Origin of the sequence: Myxococcus sp. CA051A, from assembly GCF_013336705.1 — a bacterium.
GTDB classification, from domain to species: Bacteria; Myxococcota; Myxococcia; order Myxococcales; family Myxococcaceae; genus Myxococcus; species Myxococcus llanfairpwllgwyngyllgogerychwyrndrobwllllantysiliogogogochensis.
The window spans coordinates 72,428-92,312 of the sequence record NZ_JABUMS010000008.1 but is presented as its reverse complement, the minus strand read 5'-3'; the positions used below and the strand labels follow the sequence as shown (position 1 = coordinate 92,312).

General features: G+C 67.4%; 15 protein-coding genes. 6 read left to right on the top strand and 9 right to left on the bottom strand.

All coding sequences use genetic code 11. From position 1 onward, the window contains the following. Positions 1–51 precede the first annotated feature (51 nt). Entirely contained in the window at positions 52–945 is an 894-nt protein-coding gene (locus tag HUA74_RS23275; protein ID WP_174456303.1) for an SGNH/GDSL hydrolase family protein, read from the top strand. Positions 946–1,042: 97 nt separating this feature from the next. Here the strand turns inward: HUA74_RS23275 and HUA74_RS23270 are convergent, their stop codons facing one another. From HUA74_RS23270 to HUA74_RS23260, 3 genes are all read right to left on the bottom strand, one after another. Beyond that, positions 1,043–2,626, bottom strand: coding sequence for a putative metal-binding motif-containing protein (locus tag HUA74_RS23270; RefSeq protein ID WP_174456302.1), 1,584 nt, complete (start codon positions 2,624–2,626; stop codon positions 1,043–1,045). Between the two features lie 313 nt (positions 2,627–2,939). Next, entirely contained in the window at positions 2,940–4,232 is a 1,293-nt protein-coding gene (locus HUA74_RS23265; RefSeq protein ID WP_174456301.1) for a hypothetical protein, read from the bottom strand. Position 4,233: 1 nt separating this feature from the next. After that, positions 4,234–6,636 carry a TonB-dependent receptor gene (locus tag HUA74_RS23260; RefSeq protein WP_254625204.1) on the bottom strand — a complete coding sequence of 801 codons (2,403 nt, stop codon included), beginning with the start codon at positions 6,634–6,636 and terminating at the stop codon, positions 4,234–4,236. A gap of 145 nt (positions 6,637–6,781) precedes the next feature. Here HUA74_RS23260 and HUA74_RS23255 point away from each other — a divergent pair, with 145 nt between their 5' ends. The 3 genes from HUA74_RS23255 to HUA74_RS23245 are packed head-to-tail and all read left to right on the top strand — an operon-like array spanning position 6,782 to position 9,512. Continuing rightward, positions 6,782–7,261: an RNA polymerase sigma factor gene (locus tag HUA74_RS23255; RefSeq protein ID WP_174456299.1), complete on the top strand. Its 480-nt coding sequence runs from the start codon at positions 6,782–6,784 to the stop codon at positions 7,259–7,261. Then, entirely contained in the window at positions 7,258–7,923 is a 666-nt protein-coding gene (locus HUA74_RS23250) for a hypothetical protein (protein ID WP_174456298.1), read from the top strand. Before HUA74_RS23255 ends, HUA74_RS23250 begins: the two co-directional genes overlap by 4 nt. After that, positions 7,920–9,512 carry a caspase family protein gene (locus tag HUA74_RS23245; protein WP_174456297.1) on the top strand — a complete coding sequence of 531 codons (1,593 nt, stop codon included), beginning with the start codon at positions 7,920–7,922 and terminating at the stop codon, positions 9,510–9,512. The genes HUA74_RS23250 and HUA74_RS23245 overlap by 4 nt, the downstream gene beginning before the upstream one ends. A gap of 30 nt (positions 9,513–9,542) precedes the next feature. Here the strand turns inward: HUA74_RS23245 and HUA74_RS23240 are convergent, their stop codons facing one another. The 3 genes from HUA74_RS23240 to HUA74_RS23230 form a co-directional block, all read right to left on the bottom strand. Next, the gene (locus tag HUA74_RS23240; protein ID WP_174456296.1) at positions 9,543–11,828 is read right to left on the bottom strand and encodes a hypothetical protein; all 2,286 of its coding nucleotides are present in this window, start codon (positions 11,826–11,828) and stop codon (positions 9,543–9,545) included. Further along, entirely contained in the window at positions 11,819–12,283 is a 465-nt protein-coding gene (locus HUA74_RS23235; protein ID WP_174456295.1) for a GNAT family N-acetyltransferase, read from the bottom strand. Before HUA74_RS23235 ends, HUA74_RS23240 begins: the two co-directional genes overlap by 10 nt. Positions 12,284–12,538: 255 nt before the next feature. Beyond that, positions 12,539–13,030 (bottom strand): DUF1772 domain-containing protein, encoded by a 492-nt coding sequence (locus HUA74_RS23230; protein WP_174456294.1) that lies wholly within the window; start codon positions 13,028–13,030, stop codon positions 12,539–12,541. A 77-nt stretch (positions 13,031–13,107) separates the two neighbouring features. Here HUA74_RS23230 and HUA74_RS23225 point away from each other — a divergent pair, with 77 nt between their 5' ends. Together HUA74_RS23225 and HUA74_RS23220 are read left to right on the top strand one after the other, a co-directional pair. Next, positions 13,108–13,896 carry an AraC family transcriptional regulator gene (locus tag HUA74_RS23225; RefSeq protein ID WP_174456293.1) on the top strand — a complete coding sequence of 263 codons (789 nt, stop codon included), beginning with the start codon at positions 13,108–13,110 and terminating at the stop codon, positions 13,894–13,896. A 42-nt stretch (positions 13,897–13,938) separates the two neighbouring features. After that, entirely contained in the window at positions 13,939–14,667 is a 729-nt protein-coding gene (locus HUA74_RS23220) for a glutathione S-transferase family protein (RefSeq protein ID WP_174456292.1), read from the top strand. Between the two features lie 247 nt (positions 14,668–14,914). On the opposite strand, the gene cml is transcribed toward HUA74_RS23220, so the two are convergent. The 3 genes from cml to HUA74_RS23205 all read right to left on the bottom strand — a co-directional run bounded on the left by cml (position 14,915) and on the right by HUA74_RS23205 (position 19,798). Beyond that, on the bottom strand, positions 14,915–16,177 hold the full coding sequence (gene cml / locus HUA74_RS23215) for a CmlA/FloR family chloramphenicol efflux MFS transporter (protein ID WP_174456291.1): 1,263 nt from the start codon (positions 16,175–16,177) through the stop codon (positions 14,915–14,917). A 1,364-nt stretch (positions 16,178–17,541) separates the two neighbouring features. Continuing rightward, on the bottom strand, positions 17,542–18,429 hold the full coding sequence (locus tag HUA74_RS23210; protein WP_174456290.1) for a tetratricopeptide repeat protein: 888 nt from the start codon (positions 18,427–18,429) through the stop codon (positions 17,542–17,544). A 4-nt stretch (positions 18,430–18,433) separates the two neighbouring features. Beyond that, positions 18,434–19,798: a serine/threonine-protein kinase gene (locus HUA74_RS23205; RefSeq protein WP_254625223.1), complete on the bottom strand. Its 1,365-nt coding sequence runs from the start codon at positions 19,796–19,798 to the stop codon at positions 18,434–18,436. Between the last annotated feature and the right edge of the window lie 87 nt (positions 19,799–19,885).

The following is a 19,885-nucleotide window of genomic DNA, read 5'->3' as shown; positions in this document are numbered from 1 at the left end:
GATAATCCGGGGATAGGTTCGCTTGGGTACCCCTCGACTCGGAGTCTCTGGATGAAGAAGTCATTTTTGACAGGGTGGATGACCCTGGCCGTGCTCGCGCCCCTGCATGCCAGCGCGCAGAGTGCCATCGTCGCGTTCGGCGACAGCCTGAGCGACAACGGAAACAACGGGGTCTCCACCAGCGGTCCGAACACTCAACCGGCCAGTCAGATTTACGGGGTGTGGGTCAAACAGCTCGCCACCGCGCTCGGGTTGCCGCTCACGGCCTCCGACGACGGAGGGACGAACTACGCACGAGGCGGGGCGCTTACGAGCGGAATGACGACCCAGGTGAACTCCTACCTGAACAAGGCTCCGCTCATCACCCCCACGACGCTGTTTACGTTGTGGGGCGGCGCCAACGACATCAGCCGGAAGGTGGAAGACAACCCGCTGAACTCGACGGCCATCAAGGCCGCGGCGGCCCAGGCGGCTTCGAACGTCGAGGCGCAGATTCGTAAGTTGGTGGCCGCGGGCGCCAAGAAGATTGTCTGGGTGAACCTTCCCCCCTTGGAGAAGACGCCGAAGGCGCGAATCATTCCGGGCGGCTTGGGGACGTACGTGTTCGCGCCTCCCGTGACACATTTCAACAGCCTGTGGGTTCAGGCGCTGAAGCGGCTGCGCACCGACTACCCGACCGTGACCTTCTATGGCGTGGATGCTCACAAGCACCTCAATCTCATCATCGCGTCTCCGTCCACGTATGGGCTGACGAACGTGAAGGACTCGTGCGAAGGCAAGTCAGTCAACCCGGACAAGTACCTGTTCTGGGACCTCGCGCACCCGACCAGCTACGGGCACAGCATCTTCGCGGACCTCGTCTATGACCTGGTCTCCGACATCCCCGGCTTCGGTGCGCCATTCCCGATGGACCCGTCCGTGATGGCACCCGAGAGCACCTTGTAGACCTCGTGTTCGCTGCTCGTGCCATTCCGCGGAGCCGCGCGGCGGAATGGCACGGGCTGTCGTGACCCGTAGGCTCGAAGACACCTCGAATCGGAGGCTACGGCGGCTCCGGGTAGTGGAGCACGCGCCCGTCTCCGACAAGCCAGAAGTTCGCCGCCGTCTCCATCGCGAGGTCGTGCAAGGGTTTGTCCGTCAGGTGCGTGGGAAGGCTTGGCCCCTTGGCCCAGCCAAGGCTCGTCAGCCGATGCAGCCTGCCATTGTTGCTCTTGTCCACGATGTAGCAGTCGCCGTTCGACAACATCACCACACTGCTGAAGTCGACCGCCTCCCTAGGGGGAACGGATTGCTGCGTCCATTCGGCCACTCCACTCTTCCGCCAGACGCCTCCCCGGTCACCGACCGCGCATGCCGTGGTGGAGGACCTTGCCCACACCGCATTCATGGCTCCGCTGATGTCGCCAGGATTGTCCAGAGACTGCACATGCAGGCTGTCGTTCCTCGTGAAATAGCTCAAGACCGCTTGCTTGCCTCCCGTGACCGCCGACACACACAGTTCTTCATTATCGTCTTGAGTGAGGTCCGCGGAGAAGCCGTGCAGCCCCGTGTAGCGGTGACCCTCCCGAGAGCTGTTGGCGGTTGATTGGGGAGGCCTCCCGAGGTTCCATTCAAAGGTCCTCCAGTAGAAGAGCTGGCCCGCGTCGGTGGCCATGTACACGATGGTGTCGGAGCCATTCTCGAAGCCCACCATTCCCACCACCTTGTCATTGACGGGAAGTTGCGACGCGAAGGCGCACGTCTCCCCGTCATGGATCGCCACCCGGCCGGACGCTCCGCCCAGGTAGACAGCCCCCTCGGAATCAACCCACGAGGCATACCAACCGTAGTTGCCGCAATGGTTCGGACTGGCCGGCGGACTCCCATCTGGAGGCGGCGTCGTCGTCGAGGCTCCAAAGCTGAAGCTCTCGAACCGCTCGTTCGCCGCCTTGCGCACGACCAGTTGTCCCCCGAGGCCGGCGATCCACACGGGATACCCGCCATTCGCTGGGGACATCGCCACCGTCCTCCAGGGGGCGTCGCCACCCGGACCTTGGAGATGAAAGTCGGCGACCTCTCGCAGCGTGCCCCCGCAGTCCCCCACCTCGTCCACCCCTCCCTTGCAGTTGTTGTCGATGGCGTCGCACACCTCCGCCGCCGTCGTCTTCACTCCAGGGTCCGAGTCATCGCAGTCCCGGCCGTTCGCCACGAACTCCGGGGGCGGTAAGGCGCCTTCGCAGGACGGCTTGGACGAATCACCCTCTCCATCACCATCTCCGTCGGGATAGAGGACGGTGAATCCCTCGTTGAGTACCTGGTCGCAGTCATTGTCCACGGCGTCACACACTTCGGTGTGGCCAGGAAAGGCACTCGCGCCCGTTTCGATGCTGTCGTCGCAGTCCGTGCCGCCGTTCGCGAGGGGGACGTAGCCATCCGCGTCCATGTCCGGCGTCTCCAGCATCACTGACTGCTCATCCTCGACTCCCGCCGCGAAGACGACCACCTGACGGTCCACCTCCGGCCCATTACAAGTCTGCTCGTGCGCGGTGACGGTAAGACTTACGTCCCCGCCCCAATGGGGCTTGCGCAGAAGCACCCACTTCAATGGGGGGGAAATGGAGGCCAGGTTCGAGGCTGTCTCCTCCATCCTTGTCGTGGCGTCCTGTTCCCCCTGCGCCACCACACGGATACAGCCCGTCCTGAAGCTCGCCGTGTAATGGATGGAAACAGGGAGGGCGCGCCCTCGTTTGAGTTCCTCCAGTCCTGGCACGCTGCAGCCCGCGAGGACAGACAGCCACACTCCGAGCCACGGGGCCAGATACCTCATCGTCCCTCCCTCGACCCGTCCTGCTCCCAGTTGGAAATTGGCATGGGCTTGGGCAGGCCACGAGCTTATCGATTTCCCTCCACCCACCAAGTCCGGCCGCCCATCTGGCAAGGAGTTTGGGAGCCGGGTTGTCTCACTCGAAGAGGGACAGCTCCGCGACGGAGGTCACCTCTATCTCCTGGGCCTCGTACCACAGCGACAGCAGGCGGACGTACCGGACCCGGGGTCCTCCAGGCAGGGCAATGTCGAGGAAGGCGTAGTCATGGCCCGGGAACGGTGGGTCCCATGGACTGTCCGCATCGCTCACGTCGCGAAAGAGCCGGCTGTTCCCTGTCGTGGGTGATTCGGCGAGCGGTCGCCTGGCGAGCTCGGACCACTGCACTCCGTCCTCGCTGCCTTCGATGACCACCTCCTGTCCATACGTCCTCAGGCCGCGGATGACCACGCGCGAGAGCTGGGCTGGCGTCTCCAGTTGCACGCCCACGCGCCGTGGGCTGGAAGAGGGCTCCCCCCTCGGCCACAGCTCGGAGATGCGCTGTTCGGCGAGCAGCCCATCCGTGAACGGGCAGGGCACGTCAGTCACCGGATGGCACCGGGCCCCCCGGCTGAGTGGGCGCAACGCACCCGCCGGCAATGGCAGTCGCTCGCTGCGCCATTCGAGTCGGAAGTGGAGCCAGGCCTCGTCGCTGGTGAGGGCATCGCGGCGCCAGGCGCCCGCGCTCACCACTCGCACCTGGGCCTCCAGTGTGGCGAAGTCCTCGAGCAGCCAGGGTGACAAGGGCCTCGGCGAGGTGACGGCTTCTTCGTTCCAGACGAGGCCCTCCTTCGTGTGGAGCTGAAACACGGGCCGCGGAATCGAGGGGTCCTCCAGGTCACCGCTCGGGCTTCCGGGTTGCGGTGTGGTGTCGTCGAGATCGACCACCACGCCTCGGGGCGCCTCGGGCGCGGACGGTGGCGGTGCGAAGGTCAGCCACCTTCCGGTGGGGGCATCGCTCCAGGCGAGGTCCGCATCCCAGACACGCAGCACCGGCAGCTCGGAGTCTCCTCCTCCGTTGACCTGGGTGAACGAGACGAACGCCGCCGGGCCGTCCTCCAGGGGCGTCGCCACCCGGAAACGGGCGCGGGCGTTCGGTCTTGGCGCGGAGCCTCTGACCGTCGCGATGGACCCGATGTCTCCCGAGAGGATTTCCAGCAGGAAGGCGCCATTGTCGCGCGTGGTCGTCATGCCATACGGCGAGAAGTCGAGCGGGTCGCCGTAGAGCTTGCCGTGTCGTCCCCCGTCCAGTGGCAACGCTGTCGCGTGGAAAGGGGAGCCGTCAGCCCTCAGGGCCATGCCGTAGAAGAAGATGGGGGAGTCGGGAAAGGGCTCGCAGCCCGCGCTACCCAGGCTCACCAAGAGGAGGCCCGCGAGAAGGGTGAGGCGCATGTCAGTACGTTCCTTTCAGCCCCAGCATGGGGAGGACGATGGGGAAGCCCCGTGCCTTGCGCACGAGGGAGGTCCCATCCGTGCCCGCTGGCTCCGAGGTGTATTCGTAGAAGAGGACCTCCTTCTGGAATGAGGCGTTCAGCAGGTCGAGGGAGGCCTCGAGCACGAGGTCATCCAGGGCCCACGCCTTGGCGGCGCGCAGGTCCACGCGCCAGAAGGAGGGCAGGCGCCCCGCCTGGCTCCGCTCCTGCCGCACCCACCGGGGATTGCCCTCGCTGTCCTCGGAGGCGCGCATGGGCTGCGGCGTGAACTCCCCTGTTTCGGGGCGGCCCGTGTTGAAGTGGACGACGGCCCCCACGGTGTAGCCATTGCCGAACTTGCGGCTGAGGGCCGCGTTGAAGACGTGCTCCTGCTCGAAGGCGAAGGGCACGGTGGCGTGGTCGGTGCCCAGCAACTGGTTCTGGTCATCGTAGCGCTCGATGCGCACCCGGCGCCGGCTCTGGAGGAAGCTGTAGGACGCCCATCCGAACCAGTCTCCGCCGAGCGCGTGGCGGGCCATCAGCTCGAGGCCATACGCGTGGCCGCTGCCGGCCGGGTCCGCCGCCGCGACGCCGCCTCGCCGCCGCAGGTCGAGGAGCTGCTGGAGGCTGAACTCCACCGTGCGACGCAAGGGATTGTAGAAGGCGTCGGCGCTCAGCTCCCACGCGGGATGGGGCCTCCACTCTGCGCCCAGGTCGAACTGCAGGCCTTCCTGCAGCCCGTAGCGAAGGCCGGACGCCTCCATCACCGGGAGCTGGAGCAGCACGGTGGGGGGCTGATGGAACAGGCCCGCGCCCCCCTTGAGGACGAGGGCCTCCGTGAGGGCGTGGCGCACCGTCAGCCGGGGTTCGAGCGCCGTGCGAGTGACTTCCCCGAGCAGTTGATAGACGTCCGCGCGCACGCCAGGGACGACCTTCCAGCGCGGTGACGGGCTCCACTGCAGCTCGACGTAGGCGCCGCTGGTGCGGGCGTCCGACGTGGGGCGGGTGAGCGGGTCGTCCTCGGAGAAGTACTGGGAGCCGGCGGGGGCCTCGCTCCCGGTGGCGACCACCGTTCCCTGGCGCTGCTCCACGTCCGCGCCCACGGTGAGCTGCATCGTCGACCCCAGCTCCCGCTTCCAGCGCAGGCGCCCCGCGAGGCTCTTCTGCCGCAGGGTGAACTCACCGATTCGGACGCGGGGAGGGCCTCGCTCGGAGAAGATGCCCACCGTGTCGATGCCCGCCGTGAGGCCCGCCTCCAGCTCCCCGCCGGCGAGCGGGTGGAGGCCGCGGAGGTCCATCCGGTGAAAGCGCGTGATTCCGCCGCCGCCATTCGTGGGGTCCTTGGGCATGCCAGGCATGCCCGGTATCTCCCCCTCCTCCTCGGGAGCGTAGGATGCCAGGACATCGGAGCTCCCGAGGGCCAGGAGGCGCAGCCGCCCTTGCCCCACCTTCTGGTCGACGCGGGCCTGGTAGTCCCAGAACTCGGCGCCGACGGCGTTCGAGCCTGGCTTGGAGAGACTGTTGACCAGGAGCGAGCTCAGCAGGCCCGTGTAGCTCATCCGGCCGCCCACGCTGATGCTGGTGCCGGTGGACGCGAACGGCACCTCCAGGAAGGCGGCGCTGTTGATGAGGTCCAGGGTGGCCGAGGCGTGGACCCGGTCCTCGCGCGGGCGGGAGACGCGGCCCTCGACGATGCCGCCGAGCAGTCGCCCGTATTGGACGGGCGGTGTCCCGGGGAAGAAGTCGATGGCATCGATGAACTCGGGCTGCACCACGGCCGGCCCGAGCATCAGGTGGTAGAGCATGGGGAGGCGGACCCCATCGACGAAGAAGCCCGTGGAGGACGGCTGACTGCCTCGCACCACGGGATAGCCGAGGCCGGAGGCGAGGCTCGCCACGCCCGGCATCACCATGATGACGCGGAAGGGGTCTCCCTGCGTCCCGGGCACCTCGCGAACCTCCTGCGCGTGCAGTCGGATGCGAGTCACCTCGGTGCGCGGCCGGTCCTCCCTCACCACCGTCTCGTAGGGGCTCACCTTCAAGGGGTCGAGCCGGTAGATGACCTCGACCTGCTGGCCCTGGCTGACAGTCTCCAGGAAGGTGGTGGGCTTGTGGCCGGGGGCACGCACCTCGATGGAGTGGGTGCCCGCGGGGAGCTGGAGCACGAAGCGGCCTTCCGCGTCGGGCCGCACCACCTCCGACACGCCGGACACCTGGAGGGCGGCGTCGGCCAGGGGGCGGCGCGTGCCCCGGGCGCGCACCGTGCCTCGCACCTGTCCCTCTCGTGGTGCCTCGGGCGGCTCCTGCGCGAGCGGGGCGTGGGGCGCGAGCAGGAGTCCCAGGGTGAAGGCCCACCTGGCCAGGTGCAACGGCAGTCGAGACATGAATCCCTCCGGTCCGCCAGAACAACGGGGCGGGGGCTCGGAACCGGCCAGACCTTCGTTCGGAGATTCGCCGCGAGATTTCCTGTCCGCTTTTCTGGCCCCTGTTCGTTTCCCTCGGAGAATCCCTCCGGAGCCTCCCAGAGCCTTGGACACCGACATCCAGAGCGCCTACCTGCGCTACTTCCCGCTCATCCGGGAGAAGTGCCGCCGGATGCTGGGGGACTCCGACGAGGCGCAGGACGTCGCGCAGGAGACCTTCATCCGGCTGTGGCGGACGGGGCTCCCCAAGGACGCCCGCCATGCGACCGCGTGGATCTACCGGACCAGCACGAACCTGGCCGTGGACCGGCTCCGCCAACGCCCGAGCAGCGCATCCGCCCACCGTTCGGAGGAGCTGTCGGATGAGCGCTCCGCCGAGGCGACTTTGTGGCGGCGTCAGGAGTTGGAAGCCTATGCGCGCCACCTGCCCGCGGATGCGCTGGAGGCCGCCTTGCTGAGCCGGTTGGATGGATTGACGCAGCAGGAGATATCCGAGGTGCTCCAGGTGTCGGAGCGCACCGTGCGGCGACTCCTCCAGCGGCTCGATGAGCAGGTGGAGCACCTGAGGAGGACGCTCGGACCATGACGACGACCCCACGGCATCCTTCCTTCCTCGAACTGGACCGCGCGGCGCTCGGCCCGCCAGCACCGTCGCTCGCGCGGCACCTGGAGACCTGCGCCGAATGTGGTGCCTACCTCCAGCGCGTGAAGCAGCCCGAGTCCGTGCCCGCGTGGGCGCGGTCGCTTGGGACAGCTCCGCCCCGTGGGACGTGGCGTCTGGAGTGGAGGCGATGGGGTCTGCCCCTCGTCGCCACGGCCGCGCTGGCCTGTCTGGTGTTCGTGGTCGTCCCGGGGACGCCGTACGTGGCCCCCAAGGGCGCGCCCGCTGTCGCGGTCCATCTCAAGCGCGGCGAGCAGGTCTTCCTCTGGGATGGGCAGACGCCGCTCGTGCCCGAGGACCGCATCCGGTTGCAGGTGTCATCGGAGTCGTACCGGTACGTCGCCGTGGCCGCGCGCGCGCCGTCGGGGTGGGCGGTGCTCTTCGCGGGGCCGCTCTCCGAGGGGCCAGACATGGCGCTGCCCGCGAGCTGGCGGGTGGACGAGGCGGGGGGCGAAGAGGTCCTGCGCGTCCTCTTCAGCAGCGAGCCGCTGCCCACGTCCCAGACCGAGGCGCTCTTCTCCGACGCGCCCAGGACTGAGAAGCTGTGGACCACCGAGCTGCGTCTGCCCAAGGGTCCTCCGCCATGAATGGATTCACCCGCGCGTGCCTCGTCGTCCTGCTCTCGTGGTTGATGACCGCCACGGCCCGGGCCGAGGAGGCGCGTGCCACGCCCCCCGCGTCGAGGCGGATGGCCGTCATCGTGGGCTCCAACGCGGCGGTGCCCGGCCGGGCCGCCCTGCGCTATGCGCACGATGATGCGAGGCGGGTGGCGGACGTCCTCGTTCAGGTGGGAGAGGTCCGCGCGGAGGATGTCGCGCTGCTCCTGGACCCCACCCCCGCGGCGGTGCTCGCGGCGCTCGACGGGCAGCTTGCGCGCCTGCGCTCGACGCCCGGGGACACGATGTTGCTTTTCTACTACTCCGGGCACGCGGACCAGCAGGCCCTGTATCCCCAGGGTGCACCGCTCCTGCTCGCCGCGTTGAAGCAGCGGATCGAAAGCCCGGATGCCACGGTGCGGGTGGGCATCATCGACGCGTGCCGTGGCGGAGGGTGGACGCAGGCCAAGGGGCTTCACGCGGAGGCGCCGTTCGCGCTGGAGGTGCCCCTCCATGTGCAGAGCACGGGCTCGGTGCTCATCGCCTCCAGCTCCGGCCTGGAGAACGCGCACGAGACGCAGGCCCTGGAGGGCTCGTTCTTCACCCATCATCTGGTGGCGGGGCTGCGCGGCGCCGCCGACATCGCCGGAGATGGCGAGGTGTCGCTCGTCGAGGCCTTCACCTATGCGAAGCAGCTCACCATCCGCGACACGTCGGTGTTCGTGGAGCGCCTGCAGCACCCCAGCTTCGACATGAACCTCCGGGGGCGCGATGACCTGGCCCTCACCCGTGTGGACTCGGGCGACAGTGTCGTCGTGCTCGTCCAGCGCCGGGGACCGCTGGAGGTGGTGCTCACGTCGACGGGGCAAAGCGTCATCGAGACCCCCGCTGGCGAGCGGCAGATGAAGGTGGCACTTCGCCCGGGGCGCTACCTGCTGGTGCGCAAGGGCCCGGACCGCCCGGCCGTGCGCGAGTTCAGCATCCAGGCGGCGCAGTCGCTCCAGCTCGACGAGGAGGACATGGTGCCGGCGAGCTTCGCCCCCATCGTGACCAAGGGGGCCGAGGACCCCGCCACGACCTGGGCCCAGGTCACGCCGCACCGGATGGTGTTGCTCCACCCTTTGTCACTCGCGTTCGCGGTGACGTTCCGGATGGAGTACGCCCACGCCCTCACCCCGTACTGGGCGTTCACGCTCGAGCCCTCGTACTGGCAGGAGACCAGCGTCACGAGCTACACGATGGGCGGGTTCGACGCGGGCGCCCGCTACCATCTCTTCGGCAATGCCCCGGAGGGGCTCTTCGTCGGAGGGAAGCTGGGCATCAGCATCCTGGGGGTCAAGGATGATGGGGCCAACAGGACCATCTTCACGCTGCACCAGGCGCTCGAGGTGGGCTACTCGCTCTTCCTCTGGAATCGGCTCGTGCTGTCCCTGGGCGTGGGCGTGGGCAACGCCTTCTCGACGGCACGGGACGTCAATGAGGATGGCATGTGGCACCCCATCGTCATCGACATGGGCCCGCGCAGGCCTCAGCTGGGGCTCTCCGCGGACTACCGCATCGCGGTCGGCGTCGCGTTTTGACGCCGCTGCTCCCCGAGCCTGGGACACGCCTCACTGGAAGGAGAACTTCGAGCGCAGTTCCGGAGGCGTGAGCAGGTTGCTGCGGCCCGTCAGTGCGATTCCCGCAATGGTCTGCAACATCCGATGAATCACCCCGCATAGGGCGTCGCAATTCATGAGGAAGGTCTGCTTGTTTGTCTTCTTGACCTTCTTCTTGCCGTCCAGCTTGTCCAGCTTCCCCTTGTAGGGCTTGAAGTAGCTCTGCACGTCGAGCAATGAGACGTTCCCGCCTCGCGCCGCCTTCTCGCAAAGGTCCTTCAACAGGTGGAACTTTGGCTGGACCTGCTTCGCGAAGTCGAAGCCCGCTTCCTCGAGGTTGATCTGTGAGATTCGCAGGATGCAGAAGGTGAGGCGTTCGACCGACATCACGGGGCCATAATCCACGAACGGGAGCGCCCTGGCTTCCGCCCAGGTGCTTTGCGCGCTTCGCTGTTGGGAGTTCGTATCGACCGTCTGGTCGAAGATCGTCACGACCGTCGGCTCTTCGAGGCTCAGGATGCACGGCACCCGAATTTCGGTGCGGAAGAACGTCTTGAGGGTCTTGTGGAGGAGGGTGAGCACGGAGGCATCCTCCGGACTCTCGAGCGTGGCGGAAGCGACTGACAGGTCGCTGATGAGCTTCCCGAGCAGGTCGACCTTGCCTTGATAGCGGCGCAGTTCGCGAATGAGGGAGAGCGCGAGCGCCGCCCGGCAGCCCCAGTTCCCGTAGAACACCTCGAAGAGGAAGCAGTTGTAGTGTTTTGTCTTGCCGTAGACCTGGGTCCACTCGCTGCAGTGTTTTTCCCTGAATTCGATCACCCTGACCTGCTCACCGTACAAGATGCTCTTGTGGGTGTTCTCGTTGTCGAAGGGGATGCCCTGGTCATGAAGCGAGATGCACAGCTCCGGCCCGATCTCATCGAAGTTCATGCACAGGACGATGTCGCCGTAGCGAGAGCCGCCCGTCATGGCGTTGTACGTGAACTCCAGTCGGCCGAACACGTAGTCGATGTGGCCGAACTTGGCGTCCATCGTCTTGCTGGTGTACTTCGCGCTCTGGTTGCCGACCGTCGGTGACATCAGCGAGTGACTGCTCTTGATGGCCTCGGTCTCGGTGCCGTGCTTGAAGTACATCGGCAGCTTGATGAAGTGCTCGTAGAGCATCCACTCCGCGCACGTCAGGACGATTTCCCGTGTGTCCTCCTCCTCGGACAGGCGGGTATAGGTCTTCTTGACCTCGATGGGGTCGATCTTCCAGGCCGAGTACCCTGACTCCGCGTAGATCTCCCCGCTGTACAGCAATTGATAGAACTTCTCCTTGGTGACGCAGGCCCCCTCCTTGGGCGGGAGCTTCGTATTCAACTCTTGAATGACGAAGAAGAGGTTGCACTCGCTCAGCTCGATGAGGGTCGCCGGCAGCGAACCGCACGACACCGCCAGCACGCGCTGCTGCTTCAGTTTCTCCATGGCGAGCGTGTAGGCTTTCCCGTGCATGAAGATGTAGTCCTGGTAGATCTTCTCCTGGATTGTTTTCGTCCACACCTTGCGCTGCTCGACGCGCCATTTGTCCAACAGGCTGATGGACTGCGTCGTCGAGGACGACGGGGGAGAGGCCCCGTTCTCGTGGAGCTTGAGCAGGTACGTCAGCGTGTGCAGGCGGTCCAGGAAGATTCGCCGGAACAGCAGGTCGAAGTCATTCGGGCTGACGCTCAGGAGCCCCTGCGTCTGCGCGAGGAGGGTGACCTTGCGCAGCGCCAGATGGAATATCTCCAGCTCGCCCTGCTTGTTGCTGAAGGGGATGGGACGCGCGAGCGTTTTCAGCAGACAGTCGACCACGACGGCGAGGTCGCAGGAGTGCGACTCAAGGTATTTCCTCGTCAATTCGAACGACTGGAGTTCGTAACCCTTCCAGAAGTCATAGGTGTTGATCCATCGATCAATCAGCGAGAGGACGAGCTCCAGCGAGAGGGTGCGGGGCCCTTGCACGGTGTCATTGGGCGTGGGCTGATCGACCTTGAAGCCGCAATCAGAACACCAGCCATCATCGAACGAAATGGGCCCCTTGCAGTTGGAGCAGAGCGACGGCGCCTGACCGAAGATCAGCAGGTTCGATTGCGGGCTCGGCCCGCCACGAGAGCTGTTCGACTTCTTCCCACAACCCATGCAGAGCCCGTCCTCGGATTCTCGACGGAACAAGTGGCACGAGATGCAGAGGTTTCGCTTGCAGGGCTCGCATGGGTCGCCCCGGAAGTCGACGACGTTGCGCTTGCAGAGCACGCAGTAATGCGTCAGGTCCATGGGCTCCTCCTGAAGGAGAGTGGGTGGGGAGACGGCCTGTGCTTCTTCATCAGGAGGGCGGGAACCCGGACCTCGTCGAACTCGAATTCCCAGGGACCCTGTTCGACATATCCCGCGGCTCGGTAGAAGGGGACGGCGCACAGAGACGCGGTGACGTCCAGGGCCTCCATGCCCAAATCCCAGGCGGTGCGTTCCAGGCTTCGCAAGAGGCTTTGCCCCAGGCCTCGCCGCATGTGGCCGGGCGCGGCATACAGCGCCTCGATACGGGCCCTGCGGGGATGGAGCTGGCCAAAGGCAACCACCCGGCCCTCCTGCTCCGCGACGAGCAACTCGCGGACGGACTGCGCGTCGCGGCGGTACGTCGGATGGAGCGCCTGGCACCAGGCTCGTATCTGGGTGCCGTCGTAGTACTCACGCCAGGCGGAGTGGATGGAGGCCAGCTCCAACCGGTACATCGCGTCTCCATCCCTGGGTTCAGCCCGGCGGATGTGCGGTTTGCTGGCCCGGGGTAGGGAAGGAGCACCAGGGAGCAATGCGGGGCGCGGCATCATGCCGTATGTCTATTGCAAGGCAGGCGCCGGGCCGGCGGGCGTCTCGCTTGGGTTGTGTGGGGATGCCAGTGCGCGGCAGCTCCGGCGTGCCAGCGGAACGCGGCTGCGTCCTGGAGGAACGAGTCCCCCATGGGTTCGTTGCCCGCACGTTGATGGCTGTCACCTCCCTCCTTGCAGCCTGAGCCATGACAGGGTCTGGAGCGAGGCGAACCAGGCGCCCGCGACCAGGAGGTGGCGAAGGTGGTTCAGCCGGGCCCAGAGCACAGCGCTCTCCACGGACGCCGACGTGTCTGACGCCTGCATCAGCCGCATCATCGTGGGGATGAAGTAAGAGAAGGTGAGGAGCCTGTCCACGAGCGCCACCACGGCGGCCGCGAGCCACCAGGTGCGCAGCGGCCCCGTGGCGCGCGTGGCGAAGAAGAGGCTCGCCAGGGTGAGCAGCGTCAGTGGTCCCGTGCTGACGAAGGCCCAGAAGCGCAGCCCCACGTTGTCCTGGCGCGCCGCCTCCGCGAACCAGTGCGCGCCCGTGGCGTCGAGCCATCGGGGAAGCACGATGCGGTGCTCATAGAGCCCCGCGCCGAGGGAGACGCCCAGGTTGAGCACGAAGAGCCACAGGAAGATTTCCGCCGCCGAAGGCTTCAGGTTCATCATGCGGGCAGGATGCGTCCGGGGCCCGCGAGCGTCTTTCGTGCCCTTGTGCTGTTTTTCTGATTCCTGCGGTGTTCCTCATGGGTCCCCGACACTCCCTCCTCGAGCAGATTGGCGCCGACATCGTCCGCTTCCAGGAGGCCACCGCGGAGTTCGACGCGGCCGTCGGGGAAGTGCTCGCGCTTGGCCGCGCGGAGCTGGTGTGTCTGGCGCAATTGCACTTCGGCGGGCCCACGCCCTTGAGCGCCGTCGCTCGGGGAACAGACGTGGCGCGGCTGGAACTCGCGGGCTATGTGCGACGGGAGTCGGCGGGAAGTGGCACGCGGCTGGTGCTCACGGGACACGCGCGCGAATGGATTGAGACCCTCTGGGGACCCTTTCGCACGGAGGGGTTCCAGCTGATGTCGTCCCTTCCGGATGCGGACCTGAAGGTCATCGCGGGCTTCCTGACCTCGGCACGGGCGGTCCAGGACCGCCATGCGTCCCGTGTGGCGAAGCTGCTCCAGGCCCCCGGAGGCTCCAGGGCGGCGCGGCGGCGTGGAGGACTCTCCGCCGCCGCGCTCCATCGCGTGCAGTTGTTCATCGAGGCGCACCTCGCGCGGACGATTCGCGTGGAGGAGCTGGCCCAGCGCTCGGGGCTGAGCGTCTTCTACTTCACCCGTGCCTTCCGGCAGTCCACGGGGATGACGCCGCACGCCTTCGTGCAGCAGCGGCGGGTGGAGCGGGCCCGCGAGTTGTTGCTTCGCACCTCCCGCTCCCTCGGGGACATCGCGCTGGAGGTGGGCTTCAGCTCGCAGAGCCACTTCACCACCGTCTTTCGCCGACTCACTGGGCTGACTCCCGCTGTCCTCCGGCGCGGAGGCGGGTGAGACTCTCCGGCGTTGGAGTGCCTGCGTAGACGGAGCCCTGCCATGTCGCAATCGACCATCCTGTTCGGCGAAGCGTTCTCGCCCTGGACCCAGAAGGCACGCTGGGCCCTGGAGCATTGCGGCGTTGCGTTCGTGTATCGGGAGTACACGCCGACGCTGAGCGAGCCGGCGCTGCGTTGGCGCATGCGGCAATGGTCGGGCAAGGTGTCGGTGCCGGTGCTGCTGGCTGGTGCGCAGGTCGTGCGCGGTTCCTGGGACATCGCCCGTTATGCGGCGCAATGGGCCGGGGATGGGCGGCTGGGTGACTTCGAGGTGATTGCCCCCTGGAATGAATTGAGTGAAGCGGCGCTCGCGGAGGCGCGGACGCGCGTGGTGCGCTCCGTGTTGGCCGACCCGGAGGCGCTCGACGAAGCCGCCGCCTCGGTGCTGCCCCGGCCGCTGCGCCGCCCCCTGCGTTTTGTCGCACGCGATGCCGCGCGTCGACTCGACCGCAAGTATCGGCATCTGGTGGTCCCGGGCTCGCTGCGACAGGCGCTGGAGCGAACCCGCGCCGGGTTGCGCGCGTCGGGCGGTGAGTACCTGCTCGGGCGCTTCAGCTATGCGGATGTCACCATGGCCGTGGTGCTGGAGGGCATTGCCCCGGCCGCGCGGATAGAGCCGCCCTTGGGCCCCGCGACGCGTCGCTGCTGGAGTGACGAGGCCCTGGCGGGAGAGTTCGACGACTTGCTGAAGTGGCGCGCACGTCTGGTGGCGACACACTCGGCGCGGTAGGCGCAAGGTCGCTCGCTGCTGCCGCGGCGGCTCGGCGCTCAGTCTCCGCGCCGACTGACAGAACCACTCTGCCCATGGCCGCTCTCCGCGCGGCTTCCGTCCCGCGCGGGCACGACGGAAGCCGGCCGCGCCGGAAGGGGCGTGCCTTCGCGACGCGGCCAGCCTGGGTCAGAAGTTCATGAACGAATCAGGGACTCGCCTGACAGAGGTGGCCCCTGAATTTGTTGGGGAACCCTGGGCTCCCTGCTCAGGGCGTGTCGGGCCTCGTCGCTGACACCGGCTCCTCCTGGGTGTGCTGCCGCTGTCGGAGGTGCCGCAGGGCGGTCAACGTCGCCAGGGCCATGACCGAGGCGTACCCCACCAGCGGCCACGCGGTGTCGCCGTCGAGCAGGACAACCATCAGCGTACCGAGGACGCCGACGATGAGGCTCTGGATGCAGAAGTAGAGCGCGACCGCAGTTCCCGCCATGGCGCCAAAGGCCTGGAGTGCGCCATTGGCGGTGACGGACGCGGCGAACACGATACCGGCCGCGATGACCCACATCGGCACGACGAACGTCCAGAAGGACGGGGCCGCGAGGAGCTGCCCGGCTGTCAGCAACGCCGCGCCGAGCAACAACAGGAGCATGCCGCGGGTGAGGCTTCCTTCGAGCCCCCAGGTCGCCACGAAGCGCTTCGCGAAGCGTGTCGTGAGAATCATCGCGAGCGCAGCGGTGGCGAAGGCCAGGCTGAACCCGAGCTCCGAGAAGCCTGCCCGTCCGATGAGGACGCGAGGCGCCGTGGAGAAGAAGACGAAGAATGCGCCCATGGCCGCGCTGAAGCCCAGCGTGTACGTCCAGAACGCTGTGCTGCGCAGGATGGGCCGGAACGCCACGCGGTGGTGTGTCCCGCCGGAGGGGCGCGTCTCGTGCCATCTCGGAAAGGCGTTCAGCAGGGCCGCCGCCGCCAGGATGCCGAGCGTGATGAAGATGGCTCGCCATCCCAGCTGTTTGGCGAGCAAGGCCCCTGCGATGGGACCGAGCGCGGGCACGAAGGCCAGCATGGCGCTGAACAGGCTGTAGATGACCGCGCTCTCGGGTCGGTCCGCATAGACATCACGGACCGTCGCGAACGTGGCGACGAGGGCCGCCGCCGCCCCCACGGCTTGCAGGAGCCGCAGGCTGACGAACATCGCGGCATCGGACGTGCCCGCGAGCAGGAACGAGGCGGTCGCGAACAACAGCGCACCTCCCAGCAGGACTGGACGCCGGCCGATGCGGTCCGAGACCGGGCCGAACACCACCTGACCGAGCCCGAGCACAGCCATGTAGAGGCTCAGCGTGAGCTGGATGATGGCGGGGGAGGTGTTGAGGATTCCGGTCATCGCCGGAACCACGGGGAGGTAGATGTCCATGGCCAGTGAGGCCAGGAGGTCGAACGGGGCCATCAGCCACAGCGCTGCTGGCACCGAGTGCTTCCACGACAGGGTTTTAGGGTCAGGCACGATTGCATCCGCACAAATGAGGAACATCTGGCGGCGCTCTGCCTCTCCACGGGTACCGGGATGAGCTGGGACAGAGGGCCGCGGCAACGGTTGACGTGTCGCCGCGGCTCACTCATCTGCGGATTTGGTGGTGCTCATCCGGCTGGCTCCTACGGGCGTCGTGTCTGCGCACGAAGGCCACGGGCGGGTATAGCAACCGCGCCGGCGCTGCTCAATCACCCGAACATCATGAGCGGTCCCGGGCTCGTGAGCGCGGTGCTCCTGGAGCTCAGCCACACCACTGGGGAATGCAGTAAGTGTTCCGGCACGCTGCGGTAGGGCCACACTCCAAGCTCTTGCTCCCACACCTACCGTTCGTCGGGGCGATGGGTGCGCACTTGGGGGGGAGGCCGGCCGCGCAGCTGGATTGCAGACAGTCGGCGTAATCGTCCGTGCCGTTGATGGGACCACACTGCTCGCCCAGGACCGGCAATGAGCGACAGGTCCCGGAGACTGCGTCGCAAGTGGAGAGCGGCGCGCAGTCCCCAGCGCCCGGCTCACAGGTCTCACCCAGAGCCTTCGCGGCCCTGCACTCCTTGGGAGAGCGGTCGCGCAGGCTCGGTATGGTCCTCACGCATTGATATCGCAGTGCGCACTGCTCATCGTTCTCGCACGGGCCCTCCTTCCTCCGCTCGATGCACAGGCCATTCTCGCACTGTGTTTCCGAGTCCGGCGAACACTGGGTCCCCGCGCCGCAGCGCTCGCCCTGCTTTGCATCGCTGACACAGAACTGTCCCGAGCAGGATGAGCCCTTCTGACACCGGTCCTGGTTGGTACACGCCCCGCTGAGGGGGATGAACGCCTGGCACACGCCGGGACACGCCTCCGTAACTCTGCACCACCCGCCCTGGCAGTCGGCGGTGTTGGCACACGAGCCTCCCGCGGTCACTTGGGCCTCGAATGCGGGGCATCCCTCCAGCAGTGTTCCCTGAGCGAATGCCTCGAGGTTCCGCTCCCCCTTGTTGTTCCGCAGCCACTCAGGGTTCATCTGCCCACAGGGCCTCTCCCGGAGGGCGCGCACGCAGGCGCCAAACTTCTCGGGCCGGAACACCTGTCGCCCCTCCGCCACGCTCGCCTCGACCGACTTGCACACGTCTGTCGGGCCCAACATCCGCTCAAAATCCTCCACGGACCCGCCGAGGCACTCGTTCGCGTGGACGGCGACGCTCTGTATCGCCGCGAGGCAGGACTCTCTCAGCATCTGCGCTGTCCGCGCGCCCTCCACGCACACTGCCTCTGCCCCGCAGTGCTGCGATTCGAGGCAGTGGAGGTCGTCCTGACAGGGCACCGGCGTGAGCGTCACGGAGCAGCCCAGCCACAGCACACCCAGCAGCATCCAGGTCGCGCGCATGTCAGAAGCTCCCTTCGATGAAGAAGAGGGTGACGCTCGTGGCCGCGGCCACGCCCGCCACGCCATAGAGGATGTTCGCCGCGCGTGACTTGCCTTGCGCTGAGTCTCGCAGTCGCCGGACGTCGGCCCCGTCGTGCGGACGGGTGGTCAGCTCCCGGGCATCGGCGCGCGCGATGCTCCCGAGTATCACCGCCCCCACCGTCGCGGCCCCCGTGGCCCCAGCGGCCACCCAGGTCCAGGTCCGCCCTCGCGAAGGGGCTTCCTCCGTGACGACGGGCACGATGTCGGGCACGGGGGCGGCGGCCATCACCGGCGTCGGCGCGAGCACCAGTCGAAGCTGGATGGGCTCGCCCGCGCGCACTTCCAGCCCCCGCTTCAGGGACAGGTGGTCCGGCAGGGTCAGCTCCAGCTCATGCGCGCCCACCTCCACCGGCTCGCTCCAAGGGGTCTGCCCGCGGGCCTGACCATCCAGGAGCACCTGGGCTCCCGAGGGCTCGCTGTCCACCGTCACCCGAGGCCGACGCGCCGCCTCGAGCCGCGTCTCCAGGTTGGTGATGCGGTTCTGGACGCCCTCGCGGTCCTTTGCCTTGGGCACCAGCCGCAGGTACTCGCGATAGGAGGTCAGCGCCTTGTCCAGCTCACCGAGCTTCTCGTAGCACTGGCCCAGGTTGTAGAGGACCACGCCGTTGGGCACCCGGCGATACGCCTGCTCGAAGGCAGTGGCTGCCTCTGCGTAGCGGGCCTCGTCGTAGAGGCGGGTTCCTCGCTCGAAGGCGCGACGCGCCTCGGTCCGAGCGGCGGCATTGGCTGCGACCGCCGTCGTGCCCGTCAGGGTCAGCACCAGCGCGAGGAGGAGGGGAGACGTGGCTCGGGGGGGGCGGATCATCATCGTCTCAAAAGGGGTTGGGCTTGAGCTCCCGCACCTTCTTCAACTCGGAGGCGGGCGGTTTCGGGACACGCGGCGCGGGCAGCTTCGTCAACGTCACTTCCACCCGCCCGCTCGGCGGCAGGAATTCCACGGAGGCTGGAGCATGCCCCGCGAGCGAGAGAACCCACGGTCCTCCGTCATCCGAACGGTCCAGCTCCAGCGGCGTCGTCCCGAGGACCTGTCCCTTCGCGCTCACCGTGGCGCCCGGGGGCTCGGAGACGATGGACACGCGAAGCCGGGGCGCTGGAGTCGGAGTCCGCACGGGGGCAGGGGACGCGGCCACCTGGGCTGTCGCCGGAGGCTCGCGTTCAGAGAGCAGTCCGGCCAGGACGATGAGCAAGGTCAGCACGCCACCCGCCACCCCCCACCGTACGCCTCGCTTCGAGGGCGAGGCGCGAGGGGGCGTCACCGCCGGGCTCATGGAGACCGGTGCCGACCTGGCGATGGGAGTGGGGAAGGGTGTCGTGGCCCGTGCCGTCACCACCCCGCCCGGCAGGTGCCCCGAGGCGAGCGCCTCCAACGCCTCGCGGAATCGCGCCATGGAGGGACGCGCATGCGGCTCCTTGGCGAGCGCCCGCAGCACCAGCGCATCCACTTCGGCGGGCAGGCCCAGTTCCGGGCGCCGCTGGCCGGGGGGCTCCACCGTCGCTTCCAGGTGCTGAAGCATGGTGGCGAAGGAGTTCTCCCCATGGAAGGGCGGCGTGCCGGTGAGCAGCTTGTAGGTGAGCGCGCCCACCGCGTAGACGTCCGCGTGCGCGTCCACCGCGCCGCCCGACACCTGCTCGGGGGCCATGTAGTCCGCGGTGCCGAGGATGGCGCCCGTCTGCGTGAGCTTCTCGCCCTCCAGGTGGTTCATCTTGGAGATGCCGAAGTCCACCACCTTGACGAAGTCCGGCCTCCCTCCGCGCGACACCAGCATCACGTTCTGCGACTTCACATCGCGATGGATGATTCCGCGCGCATGCGCCGCCTCCAACGCCCGGCACACCTGCACGAGAATGGGAACCGCCCTCGCCAACGGCAGGACGCGCTCACGCCGCAGCAGCGTGCCCAGGCTCTGGCCGTCCAACAACTCCATCACGTAGAACAGCTCGCCCTGGGCGGTGCGCCCCAGGTCCGTCACGTCGACGATGTTCTCGTGACCAATCTGGCTGGCGGCAATGGCTTCCAGCTCGAAGCGACGACAGAAGGTCGCATCGCGCGACAGCTCACCCCGCAGCACCTTCACCGCCACGCGCTTTCCCAGCCCCATGTGCTCGGCCAGGTAGACCACTCCCATGGCCCCTTCACCCAGGAGAGACAGGAGCCGGTAGCGCCCCTCGAGCACCATGGGCAGCAATGCCTCGCCATCCTGGGCGCAGTAGACAACTCCCTCTGCATACTCGCTCTGGCACCTCGAGCACCGCGGCATCGTGGG